This is a genomic window from Prodigiosinella aquatilis (assembly GCA_030388725.1).
Classification (GTDB): Bacteria; Pseudomonadota; Gammaproteobacteria; order Enterobacterales; family Enterobacteriaceae; genus Prodigiosinella; species Prodigiosinella aquatilis.
The window spans coordinates 875,295-894,328 of the sequence record CP128857.1 but is presented as its reverse complement, the minus strand read 5'-3'; the positions used below and the strand labels follow the sequence as shown (position 1 = coordinate 894,328).

Genomic DNA, 19,034 nt, shown 5'->3' with positions numbered 1-19,034 from the left:
CATCATCTTCGCGTACTAACAGAAATGAATACGATGAGTGTAGCCGTCCCGGGTGATATGGCGCTGATAATCGCCGGGGGTGGCATTTATTAATTGTTTGAACTCGCGCAAAAAATGGGACTGATCGCTATAACCCAAATCCAGTGCCAACGTGGAAAATGATCCTTCTCTGGCACAATTGATGGCATTAATTGCTGACTGGAAACGCATGATGCGGCAGAAATATTTAGGGGTCATCCCGGTATCTTGTCGAAACAAGCGCTGAATACTACGGCTAGTATAACCAGTTGTTCTCTCTAGCTCATCAAGACGAATATTGCCTTTTTTCTGCTGAATGGACTGAATAATGAACTGGGTTACCAGGGATGGCCTGCGCATACAGTTTGGCGCGAATCGATCACGAAAGAGCGCGATCTGTTGCTCAAAATGAGTGCTTCCAATAATTTTTTCGAAGGTTTCCCTTGCATCCGGTGCCACATCAAGCAAGTTAAATTCCCGGTCAGGCAGATCTTTTGCTGTAAGATCAAGAGAATCCGGCATCACGCCTGGCATAAAACGCACACCAAAATAGTGGTGTCCACGTTTAAGCTCCACCGACTTTGCTTTAAGTGTCGTGCCGCAAACTCGCGCCAGAGGATGAGTATTGTGGCAATCAAACAGAATATCGGTACAACCATCCGGGACAGCCAGCGTCAAGGCGGCAGTTTCCGCCACCTGAAAGCTGTAGAAGTGTGACAGGCCCGTATTACTTATATTGCTCATATCTCGCGCATAGTAGCGCTGGCTGGCACTGACCACAAAATAGGGCTGCTCAGGGCGGACATCATGATCAGATACGCGATGAAATAAAGATAACATAATGGCTTCCTGATGTTCACAAACGTGACGCACATATTTTAGCCAAAGCAAACCGTATGCCATTTTATTTAAATGACATACCCTTTCCATGCATCCCATCACAAATCACCACAAACCATCACAAATTATTAACAATTTCCGTACCAAGAAGCGATGTCGCAAATATCCAATACATCCACCAGACGCTGGGTTACTAATGGCAGCGACAATTTACCTCAACCTGGAATGCTGCCATGCATATAGATGAAACCGCGACCTATTACACCGCCACAAAAAAGTACCACCTCAACTTCCCGCAAATAGAACAGGATGTTGATGTCGACGTAGTGATTATTGGCGGCGGATTTTCAGGTATCCATACCGCGTTAGAGCTGGCAGAACAAGGGGTCACCGACACAGTGGTGCTGGAAGCGCGCTACCTCGGTTTTGGCGGTAGCGGACGCAATGGTGGACAAGTGATGGCTGGTATCGGCCATGATCTCGATGCGATTAAAAAAGATGTTGGCGAAGAAGGGGTGAAAACCATTATCGAGCTCAGCGAACTGGGCCCGAAAATTATGCGCGAGCGTATTGAGCGCTACCAGATTGATGCCGACTTCCACAGCGGTTACGCCTACCTCGGTTTTAACCAACGCCAGGCAAAGACCCTGCGCGAATGGGAAAAATTATTTAAATCTCTCGGTAGTGGCGATGAAATCCGTTACGTCGAAGGCGATGGACTAAAAGATATTATCGGCTCCGACACCTATCATGCCGGACTTCTGCATATGGGCGGAGGTCACGTCCATTCTCTGAATTTGCTGCTGGGTGAAGCCAAAGCATTAAGCGAAATCTATGGCGTAAAGATTTTTGAGCACAGTCCGGTCGTTGAGGTCACTTACGGCAAAAAAATCCGTGTGCGCACCGCCAAAGGCACCGTTACAGCGAACAAACTGGTATGGGCCTGCGACAGTTTCCTTAATAAACTGGAGCCTGAATTACACCCCACCACCATAAACACTTATGCGTTTCAGTTAATGACTGAACCACTATCAGATGAATTGATTAACCGGATTAGCCCGATTCGCGGCGCTTACAGCGATATCCGGCCGGTAATTGACTATTACCGGGTGACCAAAGAGAACCGTTTGTTATTCGGCGCCGCCACGCCGCTTCTTGATTACATTCCGAAAGATCTAAAGGAGTGGAACCGTAAACGGATGCTGAATATTTTCCCTTATCTCGACCAGGTGAAAATCGATTTGGCCTGGGGCGGGCCGATGGCCAGCACTCGAAACCTGTTCCCGCAGATCGGCACCCTGCGCGATAAAGACAATGCGTTCTTTGTCCAGGGATATTGTGGGTTTGGTGTCACTCCCAGCCAGATTATTTGCAAAATCCTCGCCGAAGGCATTCTCGGTGGAAGTGAACGCTACCGATTAATCAGTTCGATACCACGCCAGACCATTTACGGCAAAGATAACTTCCGTTCATTGCTTTGTACCTTGGGAAAGGCTTTGCACCAGACCTCGGGGTACTGGAAGGGACGCCGCTAGGCTTCCGATCGTCGTATATTCTTACTTCACATGACATAAGGTAATGCTATGAGCCTGACAGCCATTAAACACGATCTCACCCTACAGGATTTAGATTCCTGGGGAAAATTCAGCGCCATCGGTGCCGAAGACCTCGGCGGTGATGTAGACGCTTTCGGTCGGATGACCCTGGGGGCACCCACCGATCCCGTAAGCGCCGGTTATTTCGGCACGCCGCATGGGACATATCGCCTGCGCTATCCTTTCACCGAGCAGGCTACCTTGCTGTCGGGTGAAATCATCATGACCAACGAAGACACTGGCGACGTTTTCCATTTTAAATCCGGCGATAGCTGGTTGATTACGCAAGGCACAACGACGAAATGGCAGGTGGTGAGTCAAAGCTTTGTGAAGCACTATCTGGCGATAGTGACTGACTGATTGTAACCTTCCACCCTCCTGACACCGCCGACACTTGTGCCAGCGGTGCTCATTTCCATCGTTTCTTTAATAGTGCGACGGCTTACGCTGGCAACAGCGTGATTTGTTACCAGAGATATACGCCACGTCACCAACAACACCAGATCAACAACACGAAGATAGCGCGTGATACTTAAGAGAGCATCAATTGCACCATTAACAGGCATTCCCCCACCAGACATTTCACCTACAACACGCTTTTTCGCTCCGGTTGCCACTCATCAAAACAGATTAGAGTGGCCAAGCCTGGTTCGGCATATCATGAATGCATATAGAGCGTCGTCACTAATTCGGTCCGGTTTGCTACCGAGGTTTTAGCAAAGATATTCCGCATATGGGTCTTTACCGTAGATAACGAGATTCCCAGACTTAACGCGATACGCTTATTGCTGGCCCCATCGCGCAACATTCCGACAATTTGACGTTCTTTTTCGGTTAACGGCAGTTGCGGCGGCAGCTCCTGAGAATAGAGATTCTCTGCGGCCAATTGAATTAGAGGCAATATGTCCTGTAACCGCCCCAGTTCCTTGTCGGTAAATAGGCTGTCGCGCAGAAGCGAAAAACCAGCCACAATACGCCCCTGCCGACGGATAAATACTTCGGTAATATCGCGAATCGCATTAGGCCGCATAAATCCCTGGTAATAATCCTGTGCCATCTTCTGGCTCAACTGATTGATACCTATCACGTTGACATCGGCATGGAGAAAATTGGCGGGGCGTAATGGGTCAATTTTTTGAAAACTTTCGACATATTGACGATGAATGCCGACTGACATGTTATGCAGGACGAATTGCTGTAGCATGAGCTGGTTATCAACCCGATAGAATGCGCTAGCCGTAACCGGCACTAATCTTGAGACGGTTTCCAGACAGGTCTGTATGACAGTATTGCTACTCATCAGCGCCGAAGACATTATTTTTACCTTAATACATTCCACCCACTTACCGTGGTTCAATGAACGCCATTACCTACAGAAAGTTCAGCCATATCCTGCATAGCAAACACATTTAGAATATGCAATGCAAAAAATATACCAGGTAGTTAATCCCCCCGCTGATCCCCATTAAACCTTACAACGATCGAATTAATCCCTCGGCTATCGATCCGGCCATCGTCCTTTAGAACGATAGCTGGACGGTTCAGTTTGTTTTTATATTGAAACAAGCACGAAACAAGGTGGCAACATGCTGCCGTCGCCTTATGTCGGACACATACCGACTTTTACATTTCACAGCAGGGGGAGTGATATATGCCTTTTTCAAGCAAACTCACCACCTATCTTGGACAGGGTGTAATCGGTTTTCCGACCACACTGGCCAGTTCGGTAGGCGTGATAATGGCAAGCCCGGTGATCCTCACGGTAACCAGTGGTTTTGGTATGGGCGGCAATATGTTCGCTCTGGCAATGGTGATCGGTTTTATCATGATGCAAGCACAGCTCACCACGTTTTCAGAAGCGGCGTCCATGCTGCCCACTTCAGGCTCGGTCTATGATTACATTTCCTGTGGTATGGGCCGTTTTTTTGCCATTACCGGCGCGCTTTCCGCCTACCTTATCGTGCATGTTTTCGCAGGTACGGCGGAAACAATACTTTCTGGCATTATGGCGTTGGTTAATTTTGAACACCTCAACACTCTGATGGAAAAAAACAACACGTCGTGGATGGTGGGTGTCGGGCTGGTGGTCATTTTCGGCGTGCTCAACGCCGTCGGTATCGAAGCCTTTGGCAAAGCGGAAGTCGTGCTCACTTTCGGCATGTGGTCCACGCTAATGGTATTCAGTATCGCCGGATTGGTTCAGACACATGCTGTGTCACTGGCCAGTTGGTTCGGCTCGCCGCTGACCTGGGGTGACCCAACGATGGTGTTCAGTCTGATTGGTATGGCGATGTTTATGTTTGTCGGTTGCGAACTGGTAACCCCCATGGCGCCGGATATTAAAAACTCCGCTAAAACCATCCCTCGCGCCATGTCCCTCGGGTTGTGCGGCGTCGCCTGCTGTATGTTCCTGTATGGTGCAGCGTTAAGTCATCAGGTGCGAAATATTCCGTTGGACGCCGCAGGCACTGTTCACCTCCTCGATACGCCAATGGCGATCCCCGCATTTGCCGATCAGGTGATGGGACAATTTGGCAAATACTGGATAGGTATCGGGCTACTGCTGGCTGGCGCGGCCACCATTAATACGCTGATTGCCGCCGTTCCGCGGATTCTATACGGGATGGCACTAGACGGCGCTTTACCACGTATCTTCGCGTATCTCCATCCGCGGTTTAAAACACCGGTGGTAGGGATTGTGGTCGCGGTACTGATTCCTTGTACTCATGCCTTCATGATAAAGGGCAATCTGGACAAGATCATGCCGTTAGTCCTGGCCGCTGTCTGTGCCTGGGGCTTCGCCTATTTGTTGGTAACGTTGTCGGTGGTGATGTTACGGATTAAACGTCCGGATTTCCCTCGCGCCTATCGGTCCCCCTGGTTCCCATTACCACAAATCGTTTCCAGCGTAGGTATTCTCCTTGCCATCGCCTATATCACCCCACCGGGAATGAACCCCCGGGATATTTACATACCTTTTGCCATCATGCTGGGACTGACAGCACTGTACGCCCTGTTTTGGACACTGGTGGTCCAGCGTGTGAATCCGTTTCAGCCGGTCCCGCTTGAAGAGGTGTTGTCCAAGGAATTCAGTAAGACAGACTTTATTGAGGATGAATTCGATGAATTTCGCTCCTTTTCGTGAGTATTGGGCGGGTGTTTGTGGGGCTGACCGCTTACCAGCCGGCTACCTCGCCGGTGCGACGTTGCGCCGGCTTCAGGACAACCTGGCACCTCATCAGATGGAACCTTCGCCACCAGCAAATTTGCAGCTTACGTTGCCCGATGGCGGTTTTGTGCATATCCGCGAACAAGTGCAACGACTTTTTATGGCCCACATCGTCAGCTGCCCCTTTAGCAGTAGCGGCACTTTCCCCCTCGACGGCGCATTTATACTGACGGTCATGCATACCGGAGTGGTGCGCCGGAATGCGGTGCGTTTCCAGACAAAATCCACCGCCGTCGAAGCCCATATGCTGGCAACCAGCCTGCAAGAGGATAAGCGGCTAACGGACCTCTTGCTGGGCCTTGATTTTCGACGTTGTGAAATATCGGTAGCTGAGCGGCGCTGGACATTGTCCATTGAACACTTCGCGGCATCGGAAGTCATCGGACGCCTGCCGGCAGGGAGGCGCTATCTCAAATTGATACCGGCACAACGTAAAACATTATTGATGGCAATCATGTTGTTCAGACGACATCTATCGACGTTCCAACCGCAGAAATAGGATCACATTATGCCAGAACACAACTTGTCGCCGGTGACAATCATCACCGGCGGCGGTACAGGGATCGGTGCGGCCTGCGCACGTCGTCTGAGCGCCGAGGGTGCCCGCGTCATCCTGATCGGTCGCCGCATCGAGCCTATCGCATCATTGGCGCAAGAGATTGGCGCGATCGCGTTGGCTGGTGATGTATCGAATGCCGCCAGTTGGCAGTTATTGAGCAAGGAAATCGCCACCAATGGGCAGATCGTTGATCGCGTGATCTGCTGCGCGGGCGGGATGGGCATGGGGAAAATCACCGATATGTCCGATGCCGATTGGCAGCAGTCGTTAGAAAGCAACCTGACCAGCGCCTTCGCGACCGCCAGAGCCTGTCTGCCCGAGTTGATAAAAACCCGGGGCAACATTGTTTTTGTCGCGTCCATTGCTTCACTGGCGGCAGGACCGGATGTCTGCGGCTATGTAACAGCCAAACATGCATTACTGGGACTGATGCGCTCCGTAGCACGGGATTATGGTCCTCTGGGCGTTCGTGCCAATGCCGTATGCCCCGGATGGGTCAGAACACCAATGGCGGACGAGGAGATGCTTCCGTTGATGGACGCTCACCAATTGACGCTGGAGCAGGCATATCACTATGTCTGCCGTGACGTCCCATTACGGCGACCGGCTACAGCAGATGAAATTGCGGCTATCTGCCAGTTTGTCAGTTCGCCAGCCGCGTCTATTTTAACCGGCGCCACACTGGTGGCAGACGGCGGATCCACCATTGTCGATGTACCCACATTGGCTTTTAACTCATTATAAACAAAGGTATCTCCATGACGACGGAACCCGTTTTTATTCAAGTAGGCGATCTGGCAACCGGCTTCGCCCCTCACAGTAATGTTCTCGAAACTACCGATGCATTGGTCAATCAATGTTACCAGCTGCATTTCGACGCGCTGGAATCGGTGGAGTGTCGCTTCATCAGTGCTCAGGAATTAATCTGGGGTGGTCACAGTGCAATACAATACCGTGCTACCAATATCCGTAACGGTATATTTTTTATCGATTTTTTACATCCGGAAAAAGCTTCTACAACCGTCAGTCTGGTGCTTGATATCAACGGAGGAGGATTCACTCTGGTTGAGGGCCTGTTACCTGATGAGCAGCAAATTCATCTAGACCCGTTTACCCGGGTGGGAAAAGGGTTGGAATTGACGGCAGTGAAGGTGGACTACTATCACGGCACGTTAGATAAACCGTACCGTCAGGAGGATGTACCTCATACCGCTACCGATGAATTAATTGGTTTGCGCAACCTGTACGTGTATAGCGAGACCGAACGTTACGAACACATTTATCTCAATGGCTCATTTTATGCGTGGCAATGTCTGGATGGCGTGGAAAAAGGTCTGGCAGATGTAGATCGTTGTCATTATATCAAAATCGCCAAGCAGCTTTATCTGTTCATCTGGCGTGAAAAAATCATTCCTACGCTAGGGGTGTTGATGATTGATTTACAGCAGATGATCACCGACGGCAAGATCCTGGGTTATAGCGATGAACATTTCAGCACATTAAGCAATTTTCCGGTCGGGGCACATGCACAGATAATTAATCGCACGCATTACCCCGCCGCATAAGGATAACGAGATGTCTCATAACGTACTATTAGACAGACCTTTTCAGCCACGGCCTTTGCCGGACAGGTCTTGTTGGTGACCGGAGGCACCCAGGGGATCGGCTTGTCAATCAGCCAGGCTTTTGCCCGGCTGGGGGCACAAGTGGTGATTGCCGATTTGCAAGCGGAGCGGGCCGAACCGAGCCGGGAAAGACCATCACGAACAGGTTACTTTATCCCTTAATCTGTTCGTAACTCACAATCCGGTTTTTTCATGCGGGCCGATGCGCTACAGTGCTATCACGTTGTTTCTTTCCAGGTTGTATGGATATCTGATGCGTCATCTGATAGCTATTTTGCCGTTTCTTGTTCTGTTGTCTGCCTGTAGCAGTAATAAATCGACTTCCCCCTCTTCCGCCGAGATGTCCGAACACCCGCCAGCGAATACATCGGGTGGTTTTTTGCTCGACCCATCACATACTGGCAATTTATCGACAGGCGATTTTGCTTTCAATCCGGATATGGATCGCTTTGTCGATAAAATGGTACGAGAGCATGGTTTCGACCGCCAGCAATTGCACGATGTGCTGGCGCAGACTCGACGCCTGGACTGGGTAATCCGGCTGATGGATAGGCAGGCGCCACGGCCATCGACAGAACCGCCATTGAATATTCCGAATGGTGCCTGGCTCCGCTACAGCAAACAGTTCCTTACGCCGAAGAATGTGCAGAATGGCGTCATATTCTGGAACCAATATCAAGATGCGCTGAACCGCGCCTGGCAAATATATGGTGTGCCGCCCGAAATCATCGTCGGCATTATCGGAGTGGAAACCCGTTGGGGTCGTGTGATGGGGAAAACCCGCATCATCGACGCATTGGCCACCCTGACCTTCGCTTACCCGCGCCGTGCCGACTACTTTAGAACCGAACTGGAGTATTTTCTGCTGATGGCCCGGGAAGACGGATTTGACCCGCTATCCTTGCGCGGTTCCTTTGCTGGTGCCATGGGCTATGGGCAGTTTATGCCTTCAGCTTTCAGAAAGTATGCGGTGGATTTCAATGGCGATGGTATTGCGAATCTGTGGGATCCCATCGATGCGATTGGCAGCGTCGCCAATTACTTCCATGCCCATGGCTGGATCAAAGGTGGCAACGTGGCCGTACCGGCGAATGGTCAGGCATTGGCGCTTGATACCGGCTTCGATACCCACTATCCGGTTTCTGCACTGCTGAACGCGGGGTTAAGGCCGATAAGGCCACTGGGGAATGTGCAGGAAGTCAGTCTACTGCGTCTGGATATGGGCAACCGTTATCAATACTGGTACGGATTGCCCAACTTCTACACCATCACGCGTTATAACCATAGTATCCACTACGCGATGGCGGTATGGCAGCTTGGGGAAGAAGTGAAAAAAATGCAATGAGAAACCAGCTTCTCTTTTCCACGTTCAGGTGTTTGCCTGTCTGACTCGTCGTTTCTGTCTTCCGAACATATAATCCCCGTGAAAACGGGGATCTCCGCTAAAGCCGACACATTGACGTCAAAACCGACAGGAATGGCGCGCTGAAGATAGCGTTAGCCGCTGGCCGTAACATGGTCACGCCGTCCCGCTATGCTTGGCCGCATATTCCGGACTGTTAATCCACTGGTGGTCAGACTCCCAACTAAAACGCCATTGCCGTGTCGGACCCGCCATGACATTCAGATAGTAGCTGTCATAACCAGCAATGGTCGCTACCGGGTGATACCCTTTCGGCACCATCACGACATCTTTATCGTAAACCGCCATGCTTTCATCCAGTGAGCGATCATCGGTGTACACCCGTTGCAGGCAAAATCCCTGAGGTGGATTGAGCCGATGGTAATAGGTTTCTTCCAGATAGGTTTCATGGGGAGGATCATCACGATCGTGTTTGTGGCTGGGATACGAGCTGGTGCAACCTTCGTCGGTATAGACTTCCACTACCAGCAGACTGTCTGCGGCTTTATTCTCCGGCAGAATGTTGTGCACGTAACGGCGGTTGTTGCCATAGCCACGCGGTTCGGCGTCAATATCCTGTGGAGCGATCAAGCGCGTGGGATAAGTACCCTGTCCCGGCGCCGAACACACCGCGAGTTCCAGCGATGTGTGTGCCACAACCGTGATGGCTTCACCGGATGAGACATACACGGCATACGGTTTTTTACGCTCAAACGGGCCCATCCGTTCACCGATATGCTCAAAGCTCGCTTTCGGTGTCGTCACTGTGGCCTTGCCACCCAGTAACACCAGGCAGCGTTCATTATCAGATGCCGCCAGCGACAACATTATACCGGCTTCCAGTTGGTAGACTTCAAAACCCACATATTCCCAACCGGCCTTCTCCGGGGTGATACGCTGTATGCAACCCTGTTCGTCCGGAATATGGTAGCGGGATAACAGCTGAGACATGGCAATCCTCCTTGACTGAGAGCATCCACGCGGTGTGAATGCTTCAGTAAGACACGATGATTAAATCAGCCCGGCCTGTTGAGCCAGGCGTTGCAGATTGTTAAATCCCAGGGTGGCATAAGTCAGCGGATCAGCCACCGCCGGATCCTGCTCAGCTTCCACTACCAGCCACCCCTGATAGTGATGCGCCTCCAGGATACGGAATACCGCCGGGTAATCGACACAACCGTCCCCCGGCACGGTAAATACCCCACCAAGCACCGCATCCAGAAAGCTGGTTTTACGGTTTTTGACATCCCGTAGCACATCAGGGCGAATATCTTTGCAGTGAACGTGATTGATGCGCGTTGCCCAGCGTTCAGCAACTACCACGGGATCGTCTCCGGCAAACGTCAGGTGGCCGGTATCCAGCAACAAACCGACTTCCGGTCCGGTATATTCCATCAATTTGTCCACGTCATCTGCACTTTCAATCACGGTTCCCATATGGTGATGGTAGGCGATCTGCACACCTTGACGTTGGGTATAACGGGCAAACTCGCTCAGTTTGTCTCCATATTCCCGCCACCGCTCCACCGGGAAACGGGGACGCAGATGTACCGGCTTTTGCTGGTCGCCATGAATCGCCCCCGTCACTTCGGCAAACACCATGACGTCAGCGCCCAGAGAGCGCAACAGATTGAGATGATCCTGCACCGCTTCGATCTCCTCCTCCACCGTGTGGGTGAGCAGTTGCCCGGAATACCAACCGGAAACCAGAGCGAGATCGTGTTTTTCCAGAATCGGCCCCAATACACCGGGCTGGCGAGGGAATTTGTTCCCCAGTTCAAAACCAGCGAAACCCGCCTGCCTGCCTTCACTCAGACAGGTTTCCAGCGGCGTTTCCGCACCCAGTGAGGGCAGATCGTCATTGGTCCAGGTCAGTGGGTTAATACCAAGTTGAACGGCCATACTATTTTCCCTTAATTTACTGGTAAAGAGGTTTGGGTTACCCACGCTGGCGCCACAGGGCGATCAGTTGTAGATAGTTGTGTTTAATGTGCTGAACCAGCAGATCGTCGCCAATCTCACCTTTCAGCCAACTCTGCGCGGGCTGGGCGAATAAGGTGCGTCCGACGGCAAATCCTTTGACAATGGGGAAACCCACCGCCGCATTGAAGCCCTGCCGCAAGCTGTCCAGCGGCGCGTCCAACCCCAGAATGACCACGCCACGGCAGTGCGGATCACGCAGCTCAAGAAGGTGGGTCAGCTGTTCCCATCCGGTCGCTGACAACGGTGGCAACTTCCACCAGTCCGGCTGCACACCCAGGTTGTAGAAACGCTGAATAACCCGCAGATAGAGATCGTCGCTACGCGGCATATCCGCCGGTAAAATGACCTCCAGCAACAGTTCATGGCCGGACTGGCAGCAGGCCTGATACACTTCCATCACCTTCTGTTCCTGCTCCAGACGCAAATGGCAATCATCGTCCGGGTGGAAAAACACCAGGCACTTCACCACATGCTCCAACGGCCAGGTGATCAGCTGTGAGCCGATATTGCCGTGTTCCAGCACCAGCGGGCGTGAACCTGGCAGTTCAATCGGCCGTCCAATCCACCATCCTTTACCGGTAATGCTATTGAGCGCATCCTGCCCAAAGGTGCCGTCACACAGCAATCCGGCCTTCCCCTCCAGCCCGGCTTGCTGCGCGGCTGCGATACTGGCCTGCAAAATCAATTGCTTAAGTAACGAAATCCGCTGAATGTCGGCACCGCAGCCAAGCGCCACATCTTCCAGTTGGCTACGGTGATCAAAAGCGATAACACATAACTCTTCCCACACCTTGCGCCGGGTGGTGACACGATGCAGATGGTTCAGTTGAGGGTCGAGATCCGGACGCGGCACTGCGGCGGCGCGGGACAAATAGTTATCCAGCTCGATGCGGCTCGGCATGGCGGGCGCGCAACCGTGACGGGATACCACCAGTGCGCCGCAGGCATTGGCGTAAGTGCAGGCTTTTTCCCATCCTTCACCGCCAAGATAACCACGCAACAATCCGGACATAAAGGCATCACCCGCGCCGAGTACATTGAGCACCTCGACCCGCACCCCTTTTATCGTCAGGCCATTATCCAGATGATCCGGAATTGAGCCACTGAATACCGAACATCCCAGCGAGCCGCGTTTACACACCAGTTCGGCCTGCGTTACCACCCGTACCTGATGCAACGCCGCCAGTGTATCGGTGCTGCCACCGGCAATATGGAACTCCTCTTCCGTGCCAACAATCACGTCAAACAGATTCAGCACCTGTTGTAGCTGCGCCGTGACCGGTGTCGATTCAATAAACCGCGTTTCACCATCCCCCAGCGAGGTCAATCCCCACAGCACTGGGCGGTAGTCGATATCCAACACCGTTTTGACCCCATTGCGCCGCGCATAGCGTAGCGCCGTTAATACCGCTTCACGGGTACGGGGGTGAGAAAGGTGCGTGCCAGTCACCGCCAGACAACGGGAAGCGGCAATGTATTCCTCACTGAAATCCTCCGGTGTAATGGCCATGTCCGCACAGTTATCCCGATAGAAAATCAGCGGGAAGGTTTCACGATCTTTAATCCCCAACACCACCAGTGCGGTCAGTCGCTCTTTATCAGTAATCAAATGGCTGGTATCGCAGCCGACCTGTTGTAACTCCTCGCGCAGAAAGCGCCCCATATGCTCGTCGCCCACCCGTGCCAACATGGATGATCGTAATCCCTGCCGTGCCGTACCATAGGCGACATTGCCGGAGGAACCGCCCAGATATTTGGCAAAGCTACCCATATCTTCCAGACGGGCACCAATCTGTTGTCCGTAGAGATCGACGGCTACCCGCCCCATACAAATCACATCTAAGGTTTTTTCCATACTCATAGCGACGAGATCCTGTTAATAAAGAAGGAATGTAAATTCAGTTAGTTGCCGGAATATCAGCTCACCTCAACCCAGCGCGATACCTGATGTGATAAGACGATGGCATCCAGAATCCGCGACACTTTCCACCCTTCTTCAAAATCCGGCCATAGCGGCAAATCGGCGGCAATGCCGTCGACCAGATCACGAACTTCTACCGTTTTCTGATCATTGAAACCAATACCATGTCCGGCACTGGCACAGAATGCGGCGTAATCAGGATGCAGTGGCCCAGTCAGCAACGTGCGGAATCCCTGGCGATTGGCCGGATCATCCTGTCGGTACAGCTTCAGCTCCGCCATTCTCTCCTGAGTGAAGCTCAGCGCACCTTTTGTACCGGTGACGACGTAGGTCAACCCCATTTTGCGGCCACAGGCGACACGGGAGGTTTCAATTACGCCGTGCGCACCGTTGGCAAACCGCACCATCGCATGGGCCTGATCTTCGTTTTCCACCCGCACCGGTGTAGACGCCCCTGCCCCGGACGGACGCTGCGGTATCACGGTCTGCAAATCACCACACACACTGGCGATATCCCCCACCAGGTACTGCGCCATGTTGACAATGTGCGCCCCCAGGTCACCCAGCGCGCCGAGTCCAGCGGTTTCGTTGAAACAGTGCCAATCGGCGGGTGTCGACGGATCCGCCAGATAATCTTCGTTATGTGTCCCGTAGAAATGGGTAACCTCGCCTATCTCGCCATGAGTGATGATCTCTTTCGCCAGTTTGGCCGTGGGGTTTTTCATGTAGTTGAACCCCATCAGCGTTTTCACCCCGGCCAGATGCGCGGCATCTACCATATCCCGTGCATCTGCGGCATTCAGCGCCAGCGGTTTTTCGGCGTAGACATGCTTGCCATGCCGGATGGTAGCCATCGCCATCTCTTTATGTAAAAAGTTGGGAGAACAGATATCCACCACGTCGATATCCGGATCCGCCACTAATTCACACCAGTCGCCGGTTGAACGTAAAAAACCAAACTCCTGCGCCCGCCGGGCGGCCAGTTCAGGTGATATTTCCGCTACCATCGCTTTGACCAAACGGCCTTTGAGCGGAAATACTGTTGGTGCCTGCGTATAAGCAATCGCATGTGCACGTCCGATATAGCCCGTTCCGATTAATCCAATACGAACTTCTTTCATATCAACCTCGTTCGGAGCAATGCTGTTCACCCCAATTACATAGCGCCACGCCGACTTTTCGCGTAAGTATCAAAGGCCACCGCCAGTATGATGATCAGCCCGGTAATGATTTGCTGGTAGTAAGCCGAAACGTTCATCAGCACCAACCCGTTAATCAGGATGCCCATGATGATGGAACCAATGACGGTGCCGCTAATGCGTCCGTATCCGCCCATCAGTGAGGTTCCGCCAATGACCACCGAGGCAATCACGCGTAGTTCGAACGATATTCCTGCCACCGCTTCTGCGCTTCCCAACCGGGCGCTGAGAATAAACCCCGCCAGACCGGACAGGCAGCCAATCACCACATACACACTGACCAGTACCCGGCGCACATTCACACCAGCCAGACGCGCCGCTTCGGTATTACCGCCGATAGCGTAGACAAACCGTCCCCAGCGGGTTTTATGCAGCGCCAGATAACCGATAATGGCCACCAGGGCAAAAATCCAGATCGGAATAGAGATGCCCAGCAACTCTCCCCGCCCCCACCAGCGATATCCGGCATCAAAACCGGCCACCGGCGCACCGTTATTGATGACCAGCGTCAATCCGCGCCAGATGGTCATTCCTCCCAACGTGACAATAAACGGCGGTAAGCGCAGACGAGTTACGCCCAATCCTTGCAGAAATCCGATGACAGTTCCCATCCCCAGGCAAATACCCAGACCAATAAGCCAGCTCATGCCATACCAGGCATTGGGATCGACAGTGGTTAAGTTGTTACCTTTGATAAAGGTGGCGGCAGCCATGGCGCATACCGCCAGAATGGAACCAACCGACAGATCTATCCCGGCGGTCAGAATAACGAAGGTCATACCTACGGCCATGATGCCGTAGATAGAAACTTCGGTAAGAATATTGGTAATGTTGCGTTCAGTCAGAAAATGGCTGTTCTGCAATTGAAAGAAAATCAGCAACAGAATCATGAAAATCAACACACCAAAACGCTCGAAGAACGCGATGGGGTCAATTTTTCTCCGGCTTTCGACCGGTAGCTGGGTTTTGGAAAGCGGCAACATGAGTAACCTCCGTTATGCTGCGTGTAATGCGTTGTGGCAGATAGCCATCATGGTCATCAGTTTCTCTTCCGTAGCGTCGTCGCCGTGTATTTCTCCGGTCACACGCCCTTCACTGAGCGTGATGATCCGATCTGAAATCGCCATGATTTCCGGCAGATCAGAAGATATAACAATGACCGCCACGCCCTGCTTCGCCATATCGAACAACACCTGATGCACTTCGGATTTGGTACCAACATCAATACCGCGCGTCGGCTCATCTACGATCAACACTTTGGGATTCAGTGCCATACAGCGCGCCAGAATGACCTTTTGCTGATTGCCACCAGAGAGCTTGCGCACCTCCTGCTGGCTGTCGACCATCTTGATATGCAGTGCCTGACGATAGGATTCGATGAGTTGGTCCTCTTTGCGGGTATCAACGAACCAGCGCCAATGCAGTAATGACGAGAGGCTGGACAGCGAAATGTTGTCCCGAATGGACAACCCCAGCACCGCCCCCTCTTTTTTACGGTCTTCCGGCACCAGCGCGATGCCTTGTTCCAATGCGTGCATGGGGTCGGTGGGATGATAAGGCTGACCATCCAACATAAATTCACCCGTGGAAAATCCATCCGCGCCAAACAGACAGCGGGCGATTTCGGTACGCCCGGCGCCGACCAATCCAGCGATACCCAACACTTCACCTGCATGAACCTGGAAACTGATGTCTTTTAACGTGATGCCATGAGAATCAAGCGACGATTTTTCCCGGCTCAGTCCCATGACCTGTAGGCGGACCGGCTTATCCTTATGGCTCGTCTCGGCTAGCGGGCGCCGGTCAAACACCACATCACGGCCCACCATCATGCGAATAATTTCCTCAACGTTGGTGTCGGCAACATCACCCGAGCCGGTATAACGGCCATCTTGAAACACCGTAAAACGCTCACAAAGCTGGAAGACTTCGTGCAGACGATGCGTCACATAAATCACACTGACGCCCCGGTTTTTCAGCTCCCGAACCACCCGGTGCAGGCTTGCCACTTCACTGTCACTGAGCGCCGCCGACGGCTCATCCATCACAATCAGCCGCGCATTGAGCGTCAGCGCCCGGGCAATTTCCACCATCTGCTGCTGCGCGACACTCAACCTCGCGACCTCGGTGGTGGGGGCGATATTCAGTTGCAGATAATCCAATATCAATTTCGCTTCCTGATTGACCGCCGCGTTTTCTACAAACAGATTGCCACGCAGTATTTCCCGGCCAAGGAACATGTTTTCTGCCACCGTCATATTCGGTAACAGATTGAATTCCTGATAAATGGTAATGATGCCGGCTTTTTGCCGATCAACCGGCGAATCCTGTGCCGACAGCACTCGACCGCCAAACCAGATATCGCCGCTGGTCTGTGGTTGTGCCCCTGAGAGGGCCTTCAACAGCGTCGATTTACCGGCGCCGTTTTCCCCCAGCAGGGCGTGTATTTCCCCCGGCAGCACGGTCAGTTGAACTTTGCTCAACGCCCATACACCGGAAAAACTCTTGGCCAGATCAGTGATTTTCAGTAAAGGTTCAGTCATGAATCGCAATCCTCCGGCACGGGCCGCCGGAAAGCAGCCCGTATTTGATTGATTTATTTGCTGATTTCCCCAATACGCTCCGCATCCTTCAAGTTATCTTTGGTAATGATGATCGGTGGGTAGTCGGCGCCGGTGATGGGCGTTTTGTTACGGATATTGTCAGTCAATTGCGTCAGAGCAGTCGTCACGGCGTATCCTGGACGTTGGTCGGCGGTTACCGCCATCCAGCCATCACGAATACGAGCCAATGCTTCTGGCACGGCATCAAACCCGGTCACCATCACGTCACCCGGTTTTAGTCCCTCCTCCTGCAACGCTTCGATAGCACCCAGTGCCATGTCATCATTAGCTGACAAAATCACCTGCGGACGTTTAGGCAGCGCCGGCAGTGCACTTTCCACAATGCTCATCCCTTGTGAGCGCATCCAGTTACCGCTCTGGTCAACGACGATATGGTATTTGCTGCCACCGGCCTTCAGGCTGTCGCGAATACCATTAGTCCGTTCAATGTTGGAGGAAGAACCCGGTTGTCCGGTCAACAGAATGATGTCGGCGCCATTCGGGAATCGGGATTTGACGAAATTGGCAATCGCCTGCCCGCCTTTGTAGTTATTGGCACCGAAATGCGGCACTTTTTGCTTGGTGTTTATCGAGCGGTCCAGCGTCACGACCGGCAGGTGCGCATCCTGAATTTCTTTTACGGAACCGGCTACCGCGTTCACGTCATTGGGTGATACCACAAAGCCCTGTGCACCGCGGGTAATCGCATTTTCCAGATCAGAGGACTGTTTCGGTGAGCTGCCCTGACCATCCAGCACTTGCAAGTTAATGCCGAGATCTTTGGCGACTTTCTCGGCGGTGCGTTGCATATGCACCTCAAACGGCATGGCAAGGTTGGGGGTACTAAAAACAATCTGTTCATTCTTTGCCTGAGCCAACCCCGCAATACTGAGTGCGATGAGGGTGACGGTGACGTTGATTATCTTTTTCATTGTTTTTTTCTCTACTGGGTTAGGGATCGTAGGGTTTTATTAGCAGGTAAGGTTACAACGTGATTTCTTTGCCCTGAGCCAGAGACTCAAGCGCTTTGTCAGCCAGATACAACGCCCGCTCACCATCCGTACCGGTACACTCCGGCTGAGTGCGGCCATTGAGGACATCAACGAAATGGCACCATTCTGCGGCATAGGCATCACGGTAGCGTTGCAGGAAAAAATGTTCGGGTTTGGCAGCCAGACAGCCTTCGTCTGTCCACTGTTCCACCACGTTTTCACGAATATTGCCCGCGCTCAGCACACCTTTGGCGCCATGCAATTCAAGGCGCTGGTCATAGCCGTAACCGGAGCGGCGACTGTTGACGATGGTAGCCATCGCACCTGAAGCAAATTTCAGCACCACAAAGGCGGTGTCGATATCACCCTCTTTGCCGATGGCCGGATCCACCAGATTGCTGCCCTGAGCAAACACCGATACCGGCTTCTCACCCATGATGAAACAGGCCATGTCAAAATCATGAATCGTCATGTCACGGAACATCCCACCAGACACGCGCACATATTCAGCCGGGGGTGGCAGCGGATCGCGGGAAATAATCAACAGGGATTCGGCCTTGCCGATACGGCCCTCTTCGGCCAGCGTTTTCACCCGGCGAAACTGTGGGTCGTAACGGCGGTTAAAGCCGACAAACAGCGGCACCTGCTGTTGTTCCACTACCGTCAGACAGTCACGGACGCGGGTGATATCCAGATGTACCGGCTTTTCACAGAAGATGGCCTTACCGCTTTTGGCGGCCAGCTCAATCAGATCGGCATGAGTGTCGGTAGCCGAGGCGATCAGCACCGCATGTACGTCAGGGTCATTCATGACGTCTTCAACAGTCTGAATACGGGCGTGATATTTCTCCGACAATGCCTGAGCATTCAGCGGATTGGGATCAACCACAGCATAAAGGGCAGTTTCTTTGTGTGCCGAAATGTTCACGGCATGAACCTGGCCAATGCGGCCGGCGCCCAATAAAGCAATGTTAAACATAGAGGCTCCCTTGATACCTGAGTATCTTTTACATGGTTTGGGTGTAGAGCTGGGAGGCGACATCCCGCATAACGCCTCCCCTTTCTTTG

General features: G+C 52.5%; 19 protein-coding genes. 8 read left to right on the top strand and 11 right to left on the bottom strand.

Annotated features, from left to right (window positions below):
- Positions 1 to 15 precede the first annotated feature (15 nt).
- Entirely contained in the window at positions 16 to 858 is an 843-nt protein-coding gene (locus PCO85_04240) for an AraC family transcriptional regulator (protein WJV54663.1), read from the bottom strand.
- A gap of 233 nt (positions 859 to 1,091) precedes the next feature.
- Between PCO85_04240 and PCO85_04235 the strand changes: the two genes are divergently transcribed.
- Together PCO85_04235 and PCO85_04230 are read left to right on the top strand one after the other, a co-directional pair.
- Positions 1,092 to 2,393, top strand: coding sequence for an FAD-binding oxidoreductase (locus PCO85_04235; protein ID WJV54662.1), 1,302 nt, complete (start codon positions 1,092 to 1,094; stop codon positions 2,391 to 2,393).
- Between the two features lie 48 nt (positions 2,394 to 2,441).
- On the top strand, positions 2,442 to 2,813 hold the full coding sequence (locus PCO85_04230; protein ID WJV54661.1) for a cupin domain-containing protein: 372 nt from the start codon (positions 2,442 to 2,444) through the stop codon (positions 2,811 to 2,813).
- Here PCO85_04230 and PCO85_04225 read toward each other — a convergent pair.
- Both PCO85_04225 and PCO85_04220 read right to left on the bottom strand, forming a co-directional pair.
- Entirely contained in the window at positions 2,789 to 3,019 is a 231-nt protein-coding gene (locus PCO85_04225; protein ID WJV54660.1) for a hypothetical protein, read from the bottom strand. The two genes, PCO85_04230 and PCO85_04225, sit on opposite strands and share 25 nt — an antisense overlap.
- Before the next feature lie 92 nt (positions 3,020 to 3,111).
- Positions 3,112 to 3,768 (bottom strand): LuxR C-terminal-related transcriptional regulator, encoded by a 657-nt coding sequence (locus PCO85_04220; GenBank protein ID WJV54659.1) that lies wholly within the window; start codon positions 3,766 to 3,768, stop codon positions 3,112 to 3,114.
- Between the two features lie 336 nt (positions 3,769 to 4,104).
- Here PCO85_04220 and PCO85_04215 point away from each other — a divergent pair, with 336 nt between their 5' ends.
- From PCO85_04215 to mltB, 6 genes are all read left to right on the top strand, one after another.
- Complete coding sequence (locus PCO85_04215; GenBank protein WJV54658.1) at positions 4,105 to 5,598, top strand: APC family permease; 1,494 nt, start codon at positions 4,105 to 4,107, stop codon at positions 5,596 to 5,598.
- A complete protein-coding gene (locus PCO85_04210; GenBank protein WJV54657.1) occupies positions 5,576 to 6,181 on the top strand; it encodes a DUF3156 family protein in 606 nt (201 codons plus the stop codon). The genes PCO85_04215 and PCO85_04210 overlap by 23 nt, the downstream gene beginning before the upstream one ends.
- Positions 6,182 to 6,205: 24 nt before the next feature.
- A complete protein-coding gene (locus PCO85_04205) occupies positions 6,206 to 6,985 on the top strand; it encodes an SDR family oxidoreductase (GenBank protein ID WJV55991.1) in 780 nt (259 codons plus the stop codon).
- A 14-nt stretch (positions 6,986 to 6,999) separates the two neighbouring features.
- Positions 7,000 to 7,806, top strand: coding sequence for a MoaF C-terminal domain-containing protein (locus tag PCO85_04200; GenBank protein WJV54656.1), 807 nt, complete (start codon positions 7,000 to 7,002; stop codon positions 7,804 to 7,806).
- A 75-nt stretch (positions 7,807 to 7,881) separates the two neighbouring features.
- Positions 7,882 to 8,028 (top strand): SDR family NAD(P)-dependent oxidoreductase, encoded by a 147-nt coding sequence (locus tag PCO85_04195; protein ID WJV54655.1) that lies wholly within the window; start codon positions 7,882 to 7,884, stop codon positions 8,026 to 8,028.
- A gap of 91 nt (positions 8,029 to 8,119) precedes the next feature.
- A complete protein-coding gene (gene mltB, locus PCO85_04190; protein ID WJV54654.1) occupies positions 8,120 to 9,211 on the top strand; it encodes a lytic murein transglycosylase B in 1,092 nt (363 codons plus the stop codon).
- A gap of 174 nt (positions 9,212 to 9,385) precedes the next feature.
- Here mltB and iolB read toward each other — a convergent pair whose 3' ends face one another.
- The 8 genes from iolB to iolG form a co-directional block, all read right to left on the bottom strand.
- Complete coding sequence (iolB, locus tag PCO85_04185; protein WJV54653.1) at positions 9,386 to 10,219, bottom strand: 5-deoxy-glucuronate isomerase; 834 nt, start codon at positions 10,217 to 10,219, stop codon at positions 9,386 to 9,388.
- Positions 10,220 to 10,279: 60 nt separating this feature from the next.
- The gene (gene iolE / locus PCO85_04180; protein ID WJV54652.1) at positions 10,280 to 11,170 is read right to left on the bottom strand and encodes a myo-inosose-2 dehydratase; all 891 of its coding nucleotides are present in this window, start codon (positions 11,168 to 11,170) and stop codon (positions 10,280 to 10,282) included.
- Positions 11,171 to 11,207: 37 nt separating this feature from the next.
- Complete coding sequence (gene iolC / locus PCO85_04175) at positions 11,208 to 13,106, bottom strand: 5-dehydro-2-deoxygluconokinase (protein WJV55990.1); 1,899 nt, start codon at positions 13,104 to 13,106, stop codon at positions 11,208 to 11,210.
- Between the two features lie 62 nt (positions 13,107 to 13,168).
- Positions 13,169 to 14,293, bottom strand: coding sequence for a Gfo/Idh/MocA family oxidoreductase (locus tag PCO85_04170; protein WJV54651.1), 1,125 nt, complete (start codon positions 14,291 to 14,293; stop codon positions 13,169 to 13,171).
- A gap of 35 nt (positions 14,294 to 14,328) precedes the next feature.
- On the bottom strand, positions 14,329 to 15,354 hold the full coding sequence (locus tag PCO85_04165; GenBank protein ID WJV54650.1) for an ABC transporter permease: 1,026 nt from the start codon (positions 15,352 to 15,354) through the stop codon (positions 14,329 to 14,331).
- Positions 15,355 to 15,366: 12 nt separating this feature from the next.
- Positions 15,367 to 16,914 carry a sugar ABC transporter ATP-binding protein gene (locus PCO85_04160; GenBank protein ID WJV54649.1) on the bottom strand — a complete coding sequence of 516 codons (1,548 nt, stop codon included), beginning with the start codon at positions 16,912 to 16,914 and terminating at the stop codon, positions 15,367 to 15,369.
- Positions 16,915 to 16,967: 53 nt separating this feature from the next.
- Positions 16,968 to 17,906 (bottom strand): substrate-binding domain-containing protein, encoded by a 939-nt coding sequence (locus PCO85_04155; protein WJV54648.1) that lies wholly within the window; start codon positions 17,904 to 17,906, stop codon positions 16,968 to 16,970.
- A gap of 52 nt (positions 17,907 to 17,958) precedes the next feature.
- On the bottom strand, positions 17,959 to 18,945 hold the full coding sequence (gene iolG / locus PCO85_04150) for an inositol 2-dehydrogenase (GenBank protein ID WJV54647.1): 987 nt from the start codon (positions 18,943 to 18,945) through the stop codon (positions 17,959 to 17,961).
- Between the last annotated feature and the right edge of the window lie 89 nt (positions 18,946 to 19,034).

Coding starts and splice junctions, on each gene's coding strand:
- PCO85_04170 (WJV54651.1), bottom strand. CDS start 14,293: ATGAAAGAAGTTCGTATTGGATTAATCGGAACGGGCTATATCGGACGT.
- PCO85_04210 (WJV54657.1), top strand. CDS start 5,576: ATGAATTTCGCTCCTTTTCGTGAGTATTGGGCGGGTGTTTGTGGGGCT.
- PCO85_04215 (WJV54658.1), top strand. CDS start 4,105: ATGCCTTTTTCAAGCAAACTCACCACCTATCTTGGACAGGGTGTAATC.
- PCO85_04155 (WJV54648.1), bottom strand. CDS start 17,906: ATGAAAAAGATAATCAACGTCACCGTCACCCTCATCGCACTCAGTATT.
- PCO85_04225 (WJV54660.1), bottom strand. CDS start 3,019: ATGCCTGTTAATGGTGCAATTGATGCTCTCTTAAGTATCACGCGCTAT.
- PCO85_04220 (WJV54659.1), bottom strand. CDS start 3,768: ATGTCTTCGGCGCTGATGAGTAGCAATACTGTCATACAGACCTGTCTG.
- PCO85_04235 (WJV54662.1), top strand. CDS start 1,092: ATGCATATAGATGAAACCGCGACCTATTACACCGCCACAAAAAAGTAC.
- mltB (WJV54654.1), top strand. CDS start 8,120: ATGCGTCATCTGATAGCTATTTTGCCGTTTCTTGTTCTGTTGTCTGCC.
- PCO85_04165 (WJV54650.1), bottom strand. CDS start 15,354: ATGTTGCCGCTTTCCAAAACCCAGCTACCGGTCGAAAGCCGGAGAAAA.
- PCO85_04230 (WJV54661.1), top strand. CDS start 2,442: ATGAGCCTGACAGCCATTAAACACGATCTCACCCTACAGGATTTAGAT.
- iolE (WJV54652.1), bottom strand. CDS start 11,170: ATGGCCGTTCAACTTGGTATTAACCCACTGACCTGGACCAATGACGAT.
- PCO85_04160 (WJV54649.1), bottom strand. CDS start 16,914: ATGACTGAACCTTTACTGAAAATCACTGATCTGGCCAAGAGTTTTTCC.
- PCO85_04200 (WJV54656.1), top strand. CDS start 7,000: ATGACGACGGAACCCGTTTTTATTCAAGTAGGCGATCTGGCAACCGGC.
- PCO85_04240 (WJV54663.1), bottom strand. CDS start 858: ATGTTATCTTTATTTCATCGCGTATCTGATCATGATGTCCGCCCTGAG.
- iolB (WJV54653.1), bottom strand. CDS start 10,219: ATGTCTCAGCTGTTATCCCGCTACCATATTCCGGACGAACAGGGTTGC.
- iolC (WJV55990.1), bottom strand. CDS start 13,106: ATGGAAAAAACCTTAGATGTGATTTGTATGGGGCGGGTAGCCGTCGAT.
- iolG (WJV54647.1), bottom strand. CDS start 18,945: ATGTTTAACATTGCTTTATTGGGCGCCGGCCGCATTGGCCAGGTTCAT.